The sequence below is a fragment of the Bradyrhizobium sp. HKCCYLR20261 genome, from assembly GCF_051168435.1.
Lineage (GTDB): Bacteria > Pseudomonadota > Alphaproteobacteria > Rhizobiales > Xanthobacteraceae > Bradyrhizobium.
The window spans coordinates 83,944-97,276 of sequence record NZ_JBNPUZ010000007.1 but is presented as its reverse complement, the minus strand read 5'-3'; the positions used below and the strand labels follow the sequence as shown (position 1 = coordinate 97,276).

The following is a 13,333-nucleotide window of genomic DNA, read 5'->3' as shown; positions in this document are numbered from 1 at the left end:
GTGAGTCTGTGGCCAATGCGCCTCTTCCATTCATTTGCCGCTAGGGCACTTCGAAGCTCCTCCCGCGCCGCCTTCTCTGCATCAAGAGTGGGCCTGTCGCGGAATCTGCGGTTTCACCGACTAAGCGAATAGACGAGAGCGAAACTCACTGGTCAGATAGACGGCAGAGGATCAGATCACCACTTCCACTATTGCATGGAATTGGAACAAATCAAGAACTTTGTTCTGGGGCGTTTCTCATTTGCAGACGCCAGTCGTCCGATCAAACCATGCGCTCACAGCACACTCGCATCCAGGATCATTCATCCTCCTGCGCCTGGTCCTCTTCATCCGGATGCACGATGACGCGCTCGATGCGATGGATCAGCTCCAAAGCGCCGTCCTCGCCGTTCTGCAGCGCTTGCGGCGCCTTGCCCCAGCCGCGATCGAGGATGGCGTTGGCAGCCGACACGCGCGCCGCGTGGGTCGCCTTCGGCGAGCGCATCACGCCGACCAGCGTGTTGATCGCCGTCCGGGTATGTCCGCGGGCGATCGAGCGGATTTCAGTGATGGTCTTCGACATGGCCGTCTCCGGAAGAATGCGAGATCACGACAGCGCGTCGGCAGACGCCACCGCGATGAGAGCCAGCAAGGCGAGCGAGATCAGATAAGCGGTCATCCTGGCTCCAGATCAGATGAAGGAAAAGGCGCGGCAGATCGCGGCCAACGCGATCGTTTCGGGCGCGAACCCTATCCCCTCCACGAGGGACCGCAGCAAGCGCGGCGACGGTCGCCGCGCGCGCGGACCGTCCCGTTCGCGCGGGACGGCCGATATCCGGAAGACGGCAACGACGCGCGCGGTCCCGCAGGCTGGCGATCGACGGCGTCAGGCAAGAGTGCAGCTTTAACAACAGCCGTCAAACACCCGCGTGCGAAGCGCCGCGGACTGCCGATGCTGCGATTTCGGAAATTTCGATACTGGCAATATGCCGGTGATTTGCCCGACGTGTCAAATTTGATCAAAAGGTGGCAGTCGCAACCTTCGACTTCGCTAACCGCGCGAACAAGTCCCGCCGAGGACCAACAAAAAGCCCGCTGCCGATTTCGCGGCGCGGGCTCTATGATTTCTTCGATGGTGGCAGAATGAGGCTGATTTGCCCGACGTGTCAAGAGTCGCGGCGAATGGCGATTGTCACCGATCGAGAGCTCATCGGACCAGCTGAGAAGGAGGTTCCTCCGATGTACGTCGTCGCGGCCGTTCTGGCTGTCTTGTCCGCATTGTTCTATGCCGCCGGGCAGCATGAGCTCGGTGCCGTCAGCAGCGATGTCTGTCAGGTCGGCAGCCTGTTCTGCGACAAGCCGCATTACGTGATGGCGGGGGCCGTGCTGGCAGGACTATGGGGCAAGTTCGTCAGCATCCGCTGACCGTAGATGGCGCGCGCTCGATCAGTTCCTGATCGCGTAGAGTGGCGTTCTCACGGTCAACTGATAGACCGGCTTCGGAGCCCACGCGATCTGCGCGGTGATGCCGAACAGCCGGTTGTCGTCATCGTCCATGCGATCGAGATCGAACCGGACCAGGGGCTGTGTGTAGGACGGGATCGGCGTGGCGACGAGCAGCTGCGCGCCGGCGAACGACTGGAGCCCGACGCGCGCGGAGAGCTTCCAATTGTTGTCCCACTGATAGAAGCCGCCGACATAGCCCGCCGTCGTGCCCCCGACCCGCGCCAGCGTGGAGTCGACCTCGACATGGGTGTACTGGACGCCCGCGAGCCAGCCTCGCGTCTCCTCAGGATCGAGCGCGTATTTGGCCTCCACGACCGTGTTGAAGGAGGTGGTCGCCAGCGGCGAGGCCGGTACCGATCGCGTCATCGTCGACTGCAAGGTCAGCGTCGGAAACAGCCCGCCGTTCTGCTGGTAGACGTCCGCCTGGAAACCGAGAAACCAGCTCGTGACGGCCACGTCGGACCATCCGGAAAGGCCGTTGTAGGAGGCGCTTCCGGTGAAGCCGGCATAGAGCGACAGGGCTTCGCCAAGATCCACCGTCAGCGGAATATCGACGCCGACGCCCTGGTTGGTGGGCACCGAAAGCTGCGGCCGTCCCGGCAGGACGGGACGCTCCAGCAGCCGCCGCAACGTCGCGATCTGCGACAATGTCCCGAACAGCGACGTGTCGCCAAGGCCGGTCGATAGCGCTCCACCGGGCACATAGGCGTAGTTCGTGCGGAAATCGATGTAGACGTTGGCGAGGCCCGGCTCGGGCTGGTCATCATCCTCGTCCTTGGCAAGCGCGCTGCCCGCCGCGACCAATGCTGCCCCGACCACCAGAACGAACAGGCTTCGCAGCCCGCGCCGGCAGCCCGGCAACCATTCCTCGTCCGTCATCACGCGCCCCCCGCGCCCGAAACTACGCCGGACGGGCCTGCCCCTTCAAGGGCGGATCAGGACGGGAGCGGCATCGTCAGGGGACAGCTGCGATGAGCATCATGGCGACGCCGGCCGCGTGGCCGCGCCGCGTGCGGCCATGACCTGGCGCAGCACGCGTGACAGCTCGTCGACCGAATACGGCTTCTGGATCAGACTGAAGCCATGACGGTCGCCCTCAGCGAGCACGTGGCTATAGCCGCTGTTGAGCACGATCGGGATCATCGGCAGGCGGCGGCGGATCTCCTGGCCGAGCGTCACCCCATCCATGCCCGGCATGACGACGTCGCTCAGCACGAGATCGAAGCTGTCGGGCTTCTCCTCGATCATGCGCAGCGCGTCCGTTCCGCTGCGCGCCAGCACCGTGCGGTAGCCGAGGTCCTCGAGCAACTGGGTGGAGAATTCACCGACCTCGGGGTTGTCCTCGACGACGAGCACGTTCCAGCGCGCGTCGGGCGCTTCCGCCCTGCGCTCGCTTCTTTCCCCGGGACCAAGCGGCTTGTGGGTCAGTGGCAGGAGCAAGGTCAGGGTCGTCCCCCGGCCGAGCTCGCTCTCCGCCAGCACGCGACCACCGGACTGATGAACGAAGCCGTACACCTGGGACAGGCCAAGGCCCGTGCCGCGCCCGACCCCTTTGGTCGTAAAGAACGGCTCGAAGATCCGGTCGATCCGTTCGGGCGCGATGCCGCATCCGGTGTCGCTGACGGAGATCGAAACGAATTGCTGAGACCCGTCATCGGGTAGCATCTCGCCCCGGATGGTCAGCACGCCCTGGCCTTCCATCGCATCCCGCGCATTGGCGACGAGGTTCACGAGCGCAGTCTCGAACTGGTTGATGTCGACGTCGACGGGAAGCGGCCGCGAGCGGAGGTCGAGGTCGATCATGGCCGGCGCTCCGAGCACCGTCTGCAGCATTTCCGCAATCTGCTCGATATGCGCTGCCGCATCGAAGACGCGGCGCTCCATCGGCGTGCGGCGCGCGAAGGCGAGCAATTGGCCGGTCAGCTTGGCGGCACGATCGGCCGTGTCGGAGATCGCGTCCACGTAGCGTCGCATCCGCTCGGGCGGCAATTGCCGGCGGCGCAACAGGTCGGCCGATGATCGGATCACGGTCAGCAGATTGTTGAAGTCGTGCGCGACGCCGCCGGTGAGCTGGCCGATCGCCTCCATCTTCTGTGCCTGCCGAAAGGCCTCCTCGGCCTTGCGCCGCTCGGTCAGTTCGACCGCCTCCGGAACGATCGCGACCACCTGCCCGTACTCGTCGCGCACGGGACGCATCTGGAAGTCGAACAGGCGCAGGCCGCCGACCGGAAGCTCGAGCTGAAGTTCCTGCCGCGCCTCGTCACCGCGAGCCACGGCCTCCACCAGAGATCTGATCGTGTCGGGCATCTCGGGGGTGCTGGCAAACCACGGCGTCTCCCAGAATGCCATCCCCGCGACCTCGTGCAACGGCGCCGCGATCGCCTCGAGCGAGGTCGCGTTGGCGTCGAGCAGCGTGCCGTCCGCCGACAACAGCGCCTGGAACGTGTAGCTCGCCTCGAAGATGGTGCGCAGCCGCGCCTCCTTGGCCCGCAGCTCCGCCGTCCGCGCCGTGACCTGCTCTTCCAGCCGTTCATTCAATCCACGCAGCGCCATCTCGGCCTCGCGCCGCATCCGCGACATGTCGATGTTGGCACGCACCCGCGCCAGCAGCTCCCGCGCGCTGAACGGTTTGCTGAGATAGTCACTGGCCCCGGCGTCGAGTCCTTCGACCTTCGCCTCCTCGCCGGCGCGCGCCGACAGCATCACGACCGGAATGTCGTGCAGCTTCGGATCGGCCCGCAGCGCCTGCAGCAAACCAAAGCCGTCGAGCTGCGGCATCATCACGTCGGTGAGAACCAGATCCGGCCGGCTCCGCCGGATCGCTTGCAGCGCGGCGCGACCGTCGGCGACCGCCTCGACGTCATAGGTGTCCCCGAGCAAGCGCCGGACGTAGTCGCGCATGTCGGGATTGTCGTCGGCGAGCACGATGCGATCGCGACCGGGCACGGCCGCGATCGGCACATCGAGATCATCGGAGGATGATGGGTGGGGCAGATCCTCGAGATCGTCGCCGCTCAACCAGCCCAGCGCCTCGTCGACATAGGCCTGCGCTCGCGTGGTCGCGACAGCCTGCCCCCGCGGCCTCCCAAGCTGATCGGCAGGCAGGTGAGCCGATCCGAGCGGCAGCCGCACGGTGAACGCCGAGCCGTGTCCGAGCTCGCTCTCGGCCGTGATCTCACCACGATGCAGCTTCACGAGCTCCTGCACCAATGCGAGGCCGATGCCGCTGCCTTCGAAGGAGCGGCCACGCGCGCCTTCGATGCGGCGAAAGCGCTCGAACAGGTGCGGCAGTTCATCGGCGGGAATTCCCGTGCCCGTGTCGCGGACGGTGAGCTCGGCGTGGCGCCGATCGGCTGACAAGCCGATGGAGACCGTGATCTCGCCCTCGAACGTGAACTTGAAGGCATTGGAGACGAGATTGAGAACGATCTTCTCCCAGAGGTCGAGATCGACGTAGACGGGCTCGGGCAGATCGCCCGCGCGGATGACGAGCCCGAGACCGGCGCGGTTCGTCGCCGAACGAAAGTTGGAGACCAGCTCCGTCGTGAACGAGGCCAGGTCGACCGGCGCAAATCGCGCGGTCATCCGTCCGGCCTCGATCCGAGAGAAGTCCAGCAGCGTGTTCACGAGCTTCAGCAGACGAATGCCGTTGCGATGCACGAGGTCAAGAACCGATCGCGTGTCGCCGGGCAATTGGGTGGCGTCGCGACCGAGCAGGTCTTCGAGCGGGCTCAGCATCAACGTCAACGGGGTGCGAAACTCGTGGCTGATGTTGGAGAAGAACGCCGTCTTGGCGCGATCGATCTCCGCCAGCGCCTCGGCCCGACGCCGCTCCGCTTGATAGGCACCGCCATTGCTCACCGCCGCAGCGATCTGCCCGGCGACGAGGTCGAGGAAGCGGGCATAGCTCTCGTCATACAGCCGAAACGGATTAAGCCCCGCGATGACGAAACCACCCTGTCCCGCTTCACCGGACGAGGGTATCGGCAACACCACCGCTTGCGTCGGTGGTTGCCGCCAGCCCCCGGTCGGAAAGGGCACCCCGAACAGATTCGCCAGATCGCGAACAAGTACCGCGCCCTGCCGCCGCAACGCCTCCGCAAGCGGCCACGCTCCTTGAGGCCCGATGTGCAGCGTCCCCTGCACGGCCGGATGCTCGCGCCCGATGCCGGTCACGGACTCGAGATGTGCCGTCTCGCCGCCAGGTTCGATCATGTAGATCATGACGAAGGGGAGATCGAGCGAGTGCTGCGCCAAGGCGGAGGCGCAGCTCGCGCAGGCCTGCTCGATGCTGCGCGCCTCCGCGCCGGCATTCGCAAGCGCACGCAGCAGCGACAGCTGGCGCTCGCTGATCACCCGCAGCGTATCGTCCGTGTTCGCACAGAAGATGCCGCCGGGCGATCCGTCGTCATCGGGAATGGGGCTGTAGGAGAACGTGTAGTAGGTCTCCTCGGGAAACCCGTTGCGCTCCATGATGAGGAGCTGCGCCTCGACATAGGTGCCCTGATCGCCGCGGCTGGCCTTGGCCAGCAGCGGTCCGATGTCCTCCCAGATCTCGTGCCAGACCACCGACGTCGGGCGGCCCAGCGCCTGCGGATGCTTGCCGCCGATGATCGCCTTGTAGGGATCGTTGTAGAGATAGGTCAGCTCCTTTCCCCAGCCAATCCAGATCGGCTGCTGCGACGTGAGCATGATCCTGACCGCCGTCTTCAGACTTTGCGGCCAGCGCTCCGGCGGCCCGATGGGCGTCGCGTCCCAGTCCAACCGCAGCATCAAGCCGGCGAGCTCGCTGCCTCCGGAAAAGAGCCGTTCACGCTCGGCAACCGCCTCTCCCTGATCGTGCCCTGCTGGCACCTCGTCCGGCACGCGCTCCCCCCCTGGTCAAAACACGACGTGATCGTCAACGCCGGTACTCTCCTACGGTTCCAGAGACCGGAACAAAAGCGGCCCGTTTCGACTTCGAATGAGATACGTCCGCCTAGGACTGCTCGCCATGACCATCGCCGTCGAATCTGAGCCGAACAAGCCGAAGAAATCGGCAAGGAGCATCCTTCGACTCCTCGGGCCGGGCCTCGTGACCGGTGCGGCGGACGATGATCCCTCGGGAATAGCGACCTACTCCCAGGCCGGCGCACAGTTCGGCTACGGGCTGTTGTGGACGGTCTTCCTCACCGCGCCCTTCATGATCGCGATCCAATTGGTCAGCGCGCGCATCGGCCGCGTCACCGGCCAGGGCCTTGCCGCAAACATCTCGAAGCTGGCGCCGCGATGGATCGTCTTCGGGCTTGTTGCGCTGCTGGTCGGCGCGAACACGTTCAACATCGCGGCCGACATCGCGGCCATGGCCGAGTCGCTGTCGCTGGTGATCGGCGGCCTCAATCATGAGCATGCGCTGATCTTCGCGGCGCTGTCGACGCTGCTCCAGGTCTTTCTGCCCTACCGCCGCTACTCGCCCGTGATCAAGGTGCTCACGCTGAGCCTGTTCGCCTATGTGGCGACGGCGCTGCTGGTCAAGGTGCCCTGGGGCACGGCGCTCCTCGCAGCGGTCTGGCCGAGCCCCTCCACCGATGCGGACTACCTGTTGACGGTGGTCGCCGTCCTGGGCACGACCATCAGTCCCTATCTGTTCTTCTGGCAGGCGTCACAGGAAGTGGAGGAGATGAACCAGGGCAAGGTGGATCGCCCGCTGCGCGAGCTCTCGAAGCAGGACCATCCAGACCTCCGGCGGATCAGGATCGACACCACCATCGGCATGATCTTCTCGAATGCGATCGCCTTCTTCATCATCGTCACGACAGCCACCGTCCTGCACGCGAATGGTGTCACCAGGATCGACTCCGCCACCCAGGCGGCCGAGGCCCTGCGCCCCCTCGCTGGCGACTTCACCTTCCTGCTGTTTGCGCTCGGCATCATCGGCACCGGCATGCTGGCCATCCCGGTGCTGGCGGGATCGGCGGCCTATGGCGTCGCGGAGATCTTCGGCTGGCACGCGACGCTGGAGGCCAAGCCGGACGAAGCGGTCGGGTTCTACAGCATCATCGCCGCAGCCACGATCATCGGCTTCGGGCTCGGCTTCACCGGGATCGACTCGATCCACATGCTGGTCTGGAGCGCCGTGCTGAACGGCATCGCCGCGGTCCCGATCATGGCGATGATGATGGTCATCGTCTCCAATCACGGACTGATGGGGCGCTTCCGCGGCCGCTCATGGCTGATCGCCTTGGGGTGGATCGGCACAGGGATTATGGCGGTCGCCGTGCTGGCATTGCTGTGGTCATTCGTCACAGGGCGCGGCTAGCGCCCCTCGCTGTCCCGCAAGGTCCGCAACGCAGTTGCACAACGTCATTGCTGCAACGCGGAACGTAAACTGTGTTAACAGTCCGTTCCCGCCAATCCGCCGCGGTTGATCCCGATCAACGCCGATGCGCTCCGGTATGGCGAGGCTCGAATGAAGGACCTTGGAGACCGCCTTGACCCAACCGCAACGCATGAGCGCACCGACGCTGTCCACCTACTCCCCGCGCGGGCTCGCGCTGCTGCGCGATCCGCTGCTCAACAAGGGGACCGGCTTCACCGAGCAGGAGCGTGATGCGCTGGGACTGCGCGGCTTCCTGCCTGCCGGCGTGCTGTCGATGCAGGCCCAGGCCGAGCGGATCCTGGTCAACCTGCGCAGCCTGTCCAACGATCTCGAGAAGTATGTCGCGCTGAACGCGCTGCACGATCGCAACGAGGCGCTGTTCTTCCGCGTGGTCTGCGACAACATCGACGAGATCCAGCCGCTGATCTACACGCCGACTGTCGGCCTGGCCTGCCAGAAATACGGCCTGATCTTCCAGCGGCCGCGCGGCCTGTTCATTTCGGCCAATGACCGCGGACGGATCGCGGAGATCCTCGCCAACTGGCCGTATCGCGCCAAGCTGATCGTCGTCACCGATGGCGAGCGCATCCTCGGCCTCGGCGATCTCGGCGCCAACGGCATGGGCATCCCGGTCGGCAAGCTGTCGCTGTACTCGGCCTGCGCCGGCATCCACCCCGAAGAATGCCTGCCCGTCATGCTCGACGTCGGCACCAACAATGAAGAGCTGCTGGCAGATCCCTATTACATCGGTCTGCGCCAGAAGCGGCTCACCGGCGAGGCCTACGACTCGTTCGTCGACGAGTTCATGACGGCTGCCCGCGCGGCGTTCCCCGGCGTGCTGATCCAGTTCGAGGACTTCGCCAATCACGCGGCCTTCAAGCTGCTGCACAAATATCGCGACGAGGCCTGTGTCTTCAACGACGACATCCAGGGCACCGCGGCCGTGGCGCTCGCCGGCCTGTTCTCGGCGCTCCGCATCACCGGCGGCAAGCTGCGCGACCAGACCGTGCTGTTCCTCGGCGCCGGTGAGGCGGCGACCGGCATCGCCGATCTCGTGGTCTCCGCCATGATGGCCGAAGGCCTGCCGGAAGCGGAAGCCCTGCGGCGCAACTGGCTCACGGACTCGCGCGGCCTGGTCATCAAGGGACGCGACAATTTGCACGGCCATAAGCTGCGCTATGCGCATGAGCAGGCGCCGATCGGCGACTTCCTGACCGCGATCAAGACGCTCAAGCCGACGGCGATCATCGGCGTGGCTGCGGTCGGCGGCGCCTTCACCCCTGAGGTGTTGCAGACCATGGCAGAGCTCAACGAGCGCCCGATCATCTTCGCGCTCTCCAACCCGACGTCGAAGGCCGAGTGCTCTGCCGAGGCCGCCTATCGCCATACGCAGGGGCGCGCGCTGTTCGCCTGCGGCAGCCCCTACGATCCGGTCAAGCTCGACGGCAAGACCTTCGTGCCGCGCCAGGGCAACAACTCCTACATCTTCCCCGGCGTTGGCCTCGGCGCCATCGCAACCGGCGCGCGGCTGGTGACCGATGAGATGTTCATGGCCGCCGCGCACACGCTGGCGAACTGCGTCACCGGCGCCGATCTCGAGCAGGGCAGTCTGTACCCTGCCCTGCCGCGCATCCGCGAGGTGTCGGCGCAGATCGGCGCAGCCGTTGCCGGCGTGGCCTATCAGAACGGACTCGCCGCCGGACCGGCCCCGAACGACCTGCTCGGCTTCGTCGAAGCCAAGATGTACGACGCGCGCTACTGATCACGCGCGCTACTGATCATGATGGTCCGGATGCCTCGCGTGACGCGAGGCATCCGCGCTAGGGCTCCGGAACGATCGCGTTGGTCGGCGTCGGCCGATCCGTGATCTGCTGACCGAACAGGCTGGCGATCAGTTCGACCGCGACCCGCGCGGTCTTGCCGCGTTCGTCGAGGAACGGGTTGAGCTCGACGATATCGACAGAACGTACCAAGCCGGAATCGTGCAGCAGCTCCATGATGAGATGCGCCTCGCGATAGGTGGCGCCGCCCGGCACGGTAGTGCCGACTCCCGGAGCCACCTCCGGATCGAGAAAGTCGACATCGAAGCTCAGATGCAGGACGCCGTTGCGGGCCCGGACCTTCTCGATCAACCGCCGCATCAGCACGCCGACGCCGAACTCATCGATGGCGCGCATGTCGGCGATGCTGACGCGCCGCAGCCGCAGCAGCTCCTTCTCGGCCTTGTCGACCGAGCGGATTCCGAACAGCTCCAACTGGTCGGGGCTGATGCTCGCGCGCGCTTCGTCGCCGAGCAAACCGTCAAGTCCGGCCTCGCCGCACAGAAATGCGGCGGACATTCCGTGCATGTTGGCGGTGATCGTGGTTGCCGGCGTATTGTAGTCGGCATGCGCATCGAGCCAGAGCACGAACAGCTCCCGGCCGCTGTCGCGACAATGACGCGCGACGCCGTTCACCGATCCCATCGACAGCGAATGGTCTCCCCCTAAGAACACCGGAATGGCGCCGGTCTGCGCCAGCTCATAGCTGCGGCGCGCCAGGATCCGTGACCAGCGCTGGATCTGCCGATAATGCTTGGCGTTTCCCGGAGGCTCGTCGTTGAGCTCGCCGATCTCGGCAATGCCGACATCGCCATGGTCGATGACGTCGAGGCCCAGGCTCTCCAGCACGGTGAGGAGGCCCGCCGTGCGCAAGGCCGCCGGCCCCATCAGCGTGCCGCGCACGGACGCACCGAGATCAATCGGAGCGCCGAGGATGGCGATGCGTTGCGGCGGGGCCGGGTTTGAGCGATTCATGAGCGATCCTTTTTGATCGGGCCGACTCTAGCGGGTTCGGCGCGCGAATGCCGTGCGCGACAACACCGATCCACCGGATTCCGCACCATGCACCTCCGGCCGAGGGAACCAATCGCCCGAGCCAGCATTTTCCGGAGCGTCACGTCTCCCATTGGCCGGAGCGAGACTGGTGAATCAATCCGGCCGATCAGCGTCGAGAAGGCTACCAAAGTGAGCAGCGAAACGTTCGAAACTCCTCCGCAGCCGGGCGTCGCCGAACGCGCGCTCGATACCGCGACGGACATGTCACGCACCCTCGGCGAGGTGGTCGGCACCTTGAGTGCGGCCGTGGACCGGCTGAGCGAAGTCGCCAGGGACGCGCGACGACCCGGGACCGTGCTGTCGACCGTCAGCGCGGTCACGCGCGAAGCGCCGCTCGCGAGCCTGTTCGTCGCCTTCCTGTTCGGTGTCGCCGTCGCCCGCCGGCGCTGACGTGCTCAGAACAGCCGCGGCCCGCGCCGATCGAGCTGGGATTCCCAGGTCAGCAGCGTGGCTACGGCGATCATCATCGCAATTCCGACCACGCTGATCGCGCATTGCATGGCAAAGCCGCTCGCCACGTCGGCCAAGATGACTTGCCCGAGAAAAGCCAGCAGGACTCCCAGACAGTAGATCGAAAGCGAGTTCTCGCCGCATCTGATCATCGCGGTCATCAGCGGCCGGATCGGACCTCGCCATTCCGGCGGCGCCAGACGCGACACCACCAAGGCCAGCGCCAGAAAGTGCAGCAGCCGGACCGGCGCGAGGTGGCTCTTGTAGATTGGATAGATCAGACCGCTTACGGCCGACGGAATCAGGCTCTCCAGCACCTTGAACTCCCAACTCAGGGCCATGAAGAGGCTGAAGGCGAGATAGGCGAGCGCGGCAACGAGCAGCGTCCGCGAGTCGAGGATCGGACGCAGGCTCCTGGTCCCGACAAAGCCGTACCAGGCGCCGATCACGAACAGGAACTGCCACGCGAATGGATTGAAATAGAGCTCGCCGCTCGGCCACGCCGGGACCTGCCAGCTGAACAATTGCACCATCATGTACACGACGAACGAGAGGGCGAGCGTCAGCGTCGCGCTGCTCATCATCGCGAACAGCACGATGGGAAAGCAGATGTGCAGGATGGCGAACGTCAGGAGAATATCCGTGTTCACCGGCGCGAACTGCAGCATCGCGACGTGCAGCAGGGTCGGCCCGGGCTCGCGAAAGAAGAAGCCCGTGTTGGTCTCGTCGACGAAGCGCGTGCCGCCGCCGACCGCCCAGACCAGCGCGGCATAGGCGAGCAGCAGCACCAGGAACGCCGCGTAGATCTCCCAGGCGCGCCGCAGCGCGCGCACCACCGTCGTCGCCCAGCCCTGCGTCGGCAGCGCCCCCCCATAGGCCAGCATGCAGGTATAGCCGGAGATGAAGACGAACACTTCGGACGTGTCGCTGAAGCCGTAGTTGCGCAGCGTCAGCCAGGCCAGCGAATTATCGGGCACGTGGTCGATGAAAATGAACCACAGCGCGAGCCCGCGACACGCGTCGAGCCTGAGGTCGCGATGCACCTTGCCGGTTTCAGAGACGCGATCCGCGGTCGACGGCTCTCGATGCGCGACACTCAACAGCGGCCTCTTCCCGTCGAGCGAACCGGCTTTGCAAAGCTCATCCTAGACCCCTCGTGAGCGACGGCCATCCTGCACACTGCATCGGCAGCATACGTCGTTCAACCGTCGGGCCCGCTGCGCAGCGCGCGCCCGCCAGCGCGGCGCATCCTGCAATCCTCCAGCACAATCCGACCTGGTATTCCACCGGTGCACAGAACCGCGAATCCAGGAATGACGCACGTCATCCGCGCAACGGCGGAACATTACCGGGACGGCGGTGTTAACCAATTTGCCTTTGCGGCTCTGGCAATTGTTCCAGTCCCGTAGTTGCCCGGATTGATTGTAGGTTCGGAAGACGTTGACTTGGAGTGGAAGTATGAACAGGGGGGTTCCGTGATCCACCGAGGTGTCCAATATACGGTCGTGGCGACTGCTGAACCGGACATTTGGGAATGGCGGTACGAGTTCGGTGACCAGATCAAAACCGGACGCACCCAAACCAGGCTCGCCGCGCTCGCCGCACGCCGCGTGAAATCGAAGATCGATGCCGCCCTCCGCGCGGCCCAGACCGGTTCCGTTACGCCGGTCAATGTGGCGGAACGTTTGGATCTCGCCAAAGCGTCGCACGGGCTGACCTGACACATCCCTCTCCGCCTCTTTAGGGCCAGCGCACCCGCGCCGGCCCCATTCGTCTGTTGAGACAGATCAAGGCGTGAACGCCCGGGTTTGTCATGTTCAGGCGATGGAAACTCTCGTTTTTCGCTGCTCCCAGACGGGATCGAACGTGCAGATCGGACTGGCCGTCCCGGCCATGGCCGACGAGTTCGACGCCTATGAGGCGGTCGCGTGCCCCGCGTGCGGCCGCATGCACCTCGTCAACAGGCTGAGCGGAAAGACGCTGAGCGACAGGGAGGGCCGGACATGTCCTACATTGCCGAAGAACTGACGGTCGCCCCCGTGCCGGACTCATCCTGGCTTCGCCGGCTCCGCATGCTCCTGAAAGCGATCGTCAGCAAGATCGACCTGTCGCACTTTCCTAAGTCGTGCTGCAACTGACGTCGATACGCTCCTCGGCGGGGCGA

General features: G+C 65.2%; 11 protein-coding genes. 6 read left to right on the top strand and 5 right to left on the bottom strand.

What is annotated here, in order from left to right:
- Nucleotides 1-298: 298 nt before the first annotated feature.
- Nucleotides 299-562, bottom strand: a complete 264-nt coding sequence (locus tag ACQR1L_RS18535) for a hypothetical protein (protein WP_434859350.1) — start codon at nucleotides 560-562, stop codon at nucleotides 299-301.
- Between the two features lie 656 nt (nucleotides 563-1,218).
- Between ACQR1L_RS18535 and ACQR1L_RS18530 the strand changes: the two genes are divergently transcribed.
- On the top strand, nucleotides 1,219-1,404 hold the full coding sequence (locus ACQR1L_RS18530) for a hypothetical protein (protein WP_434859349.1): 186 nt from the start codon (nucleotides 1,219-1,221) through the stop codon (nucleotides 1,402-1,404).
- Nucleotides 1,405-1,425: 21 nt separating this feature from the next.
- Here the strand turns inward: ACQR1L_RS18530 and ACQR1L_RS18525 are convergent, their stop codons facing one another.
- Both ACQR1L_RS18525 and ACQR1L_RS18520 read right to left on the bottom strand, forming a co-directional pair.
- Entirely contained in the window at nucleotides 1,426-2,364 is a 939-nt protein-coding gene (locus ACQR1L_RS18525) for a hypothetical protein (protein WP_434859348.1), read from the bottom strand.
- Nucleotides 2,365-2,463: 99 nt separating this feature from the next.
- Nucleotides 2,464-6,258 (bottom strand): ATP-binding protein, encoded by a 3,795-nt coding sequence (locus tag ACQR1L_RS18520; protein ID WP_434859347.1) that lies wholly within the window; start codon nucleotides 6,256-6,258, stop codon nucleotides 2,464-2,466.
- A 220-nt stretch (nucleotides 6,259-6,478) separates the two neighbouring features.
- On the opposite strand from ACQR1L_RS18520, the gene ACQR1L_RS18515 reads away from it, so the two are divergent.
- On the top strand, nucleotides 6,479-7,783 hold the full coding sequence (locus ACQR1L_RS18515) for an NRAMP family divalent metal transporter (RefSeq protein WP_434859346.1): 1,305 nt from the start codon (nucleotides 6,479-6,481) through the stop codon (nucleotides 7,781-7,783).
- A gap of 190 nt (nucleotides 7,784-7,973) precedes the next feature.
- Complete coding sequence (locus ACQR1L_RS18510; RefSeq protein ID WP_434859596.1) at nucleotides 7,974-9,605, top strand: NAD-dependent malic enzyme; 1,632 nt, start codon at nucleotides 7,974-7,976, stop codon at nucleotides 9,603-9,605.
- 58 nt (nucleotides 9,606-9,663) lie between these two features.
- Here the strand turns inward: ACQR1L_RS18510 and rocF are convergent, their stop codons facing one another.
- On the bottom strand, nucleotides 9,664-10,638 hold the full coding sequence (rocF, locus tag ACQR1L_RS18505; RefSeq protein WP_434859345.1) for an arginase: 975 nt from the start codon (nucleotides 10,636-10,638) through the stop codon (nucleotides 9,664-9,666).
- A 210-nt stretch (nucleotides 10,639-10,848) separates the two neighbouring features.
- Between rocF and ACQR1L_RS18500 the strand changes: the two genes are divergently transcribed.
- Nucleotides 10,849-11,109 (top strand): hypothetical protein, encoded by a 261-nt coding sequence (locus tag ACQR1L_RS18500; RefSeq protein ID WP_434859344.1) that lies wholly within the window; start codon nucleotides 10,849-10,851, stop codon nucleotides 11,107-11,109.
- Nucleotides 11,110-11,114: 5 nt separating this feature from the next.
- Here the strand turns inward: ACQR1L_RS18500 and ACQR1L_RS18495 are convergent, their stop codons facing one another.
- The gene (locus ACQR1L_RS18495; protein ID WP_434859343.1) at nucleotides 11,115-12,269 is read right to left on the bottom strand and encodes an OpgC domain-containing protein; all 1,155 of its coding nucleotides are present in this window, start codon (nucleotides 12,267-12,269) and stop codon (nucleotides 11,115-11,117) included.
- Nucleotides 12,270-12,644: 375 nt separating this feature from the next.
- Between ACQR1L_RS18495 and ACQR1L_RS18490 the strand changes: the two genes are divergently transcribed.
- Both ACQR1L_RS18490 and ACQR1L_RS18485 read left to right on the top strand, forming a co-directional pair.
- Nucleotides 12,645-12,890 carry a hypothetical protein gene (locus tag ACQR1L_RS18490; RefSeq protein WP_434859595.1) on the top strand — a complete coding sequence of 82 codons (246 nt, stop codon included), beginning with the start codon at nucleotides 12,645-12,647 and terminating at the stop codon, nucleotides 12,888-12,890.
- A gap of 282 nt (nucleotides 12,891-13,172) precedes the next feature.
- Nucleotides 13,173-13,307 carry a hypothetical protein gene (locus ACQR1L_RS18485; protein ID WP_434859342.1) on the top strand — a complete coding sequence of 45 codons (135 nt, stop codon included), beginning with the start codon at nucleotides 13,173-13,175 and terminating at the stop codon, nucleotides 13,305-13,307.
- The last annotated feature ends 26 nt before the right edge of the window (nucleotides 13,308-13,333 follow it).

Coding starts and splice junctions, on each gene's coding strand:
- ACQR1L_RS18535 (WP_434859350.1), bottom strand. CDS start 562: ATGTCGAAGACCATCACTGAAATCCGCTCGATCGCCCGCGGACATACC.
- ACQR1L_RS18530 (WP_434859349.1), top strand. CDS start 1,219: ATGTACGTCGTCGCGGCCGTTCTGGCTGTCTTGTCCGCATTGTTCTAT.
- ACQR1L_RS18525 (WP_434859348.1), bottom strand. CDS start 2,364: ATGACGGACGAGGAATGGTTGCCGGGCTGCCGGCGCGGGCTGCGAAGC.
- ACQR1L_RS18520 (WP_434859347.1), bottom strand. CDS start 6,258: ATGCTGCGGTTGGACTGGGACGCGACGCCCATCGGGCCGCCGGAGCGC.
- ACQR1L_RS18515 (WP_434859346.1), top strand. CDS start 6,479: ATGACCATCGCCGTCGAATCTGAGCCGAACAAGCCGAAGAAATCGGCA.
- ACQR1L_RS18510 (WP_434859596.1), top strand. CDS start 7,974: ATGAGCGCACCGACGCTGTCCACCTACTCCCCGCGCGGGCTCGCGCTG.
- rocF (WP_434859345.1), bottom strand. CDS start 10,638: ATGAATCGCTCAAACCCGGCCCCGCCGCAACGCATCGCCATCCTCGGC.
- ACQR1L_RS18485 (WP_434859342.1), top strand. CDS start 13,173: ATGTCCTACATTGCCGAAGAACTGACGGTCGCCCCCGTGCCGGACTCA.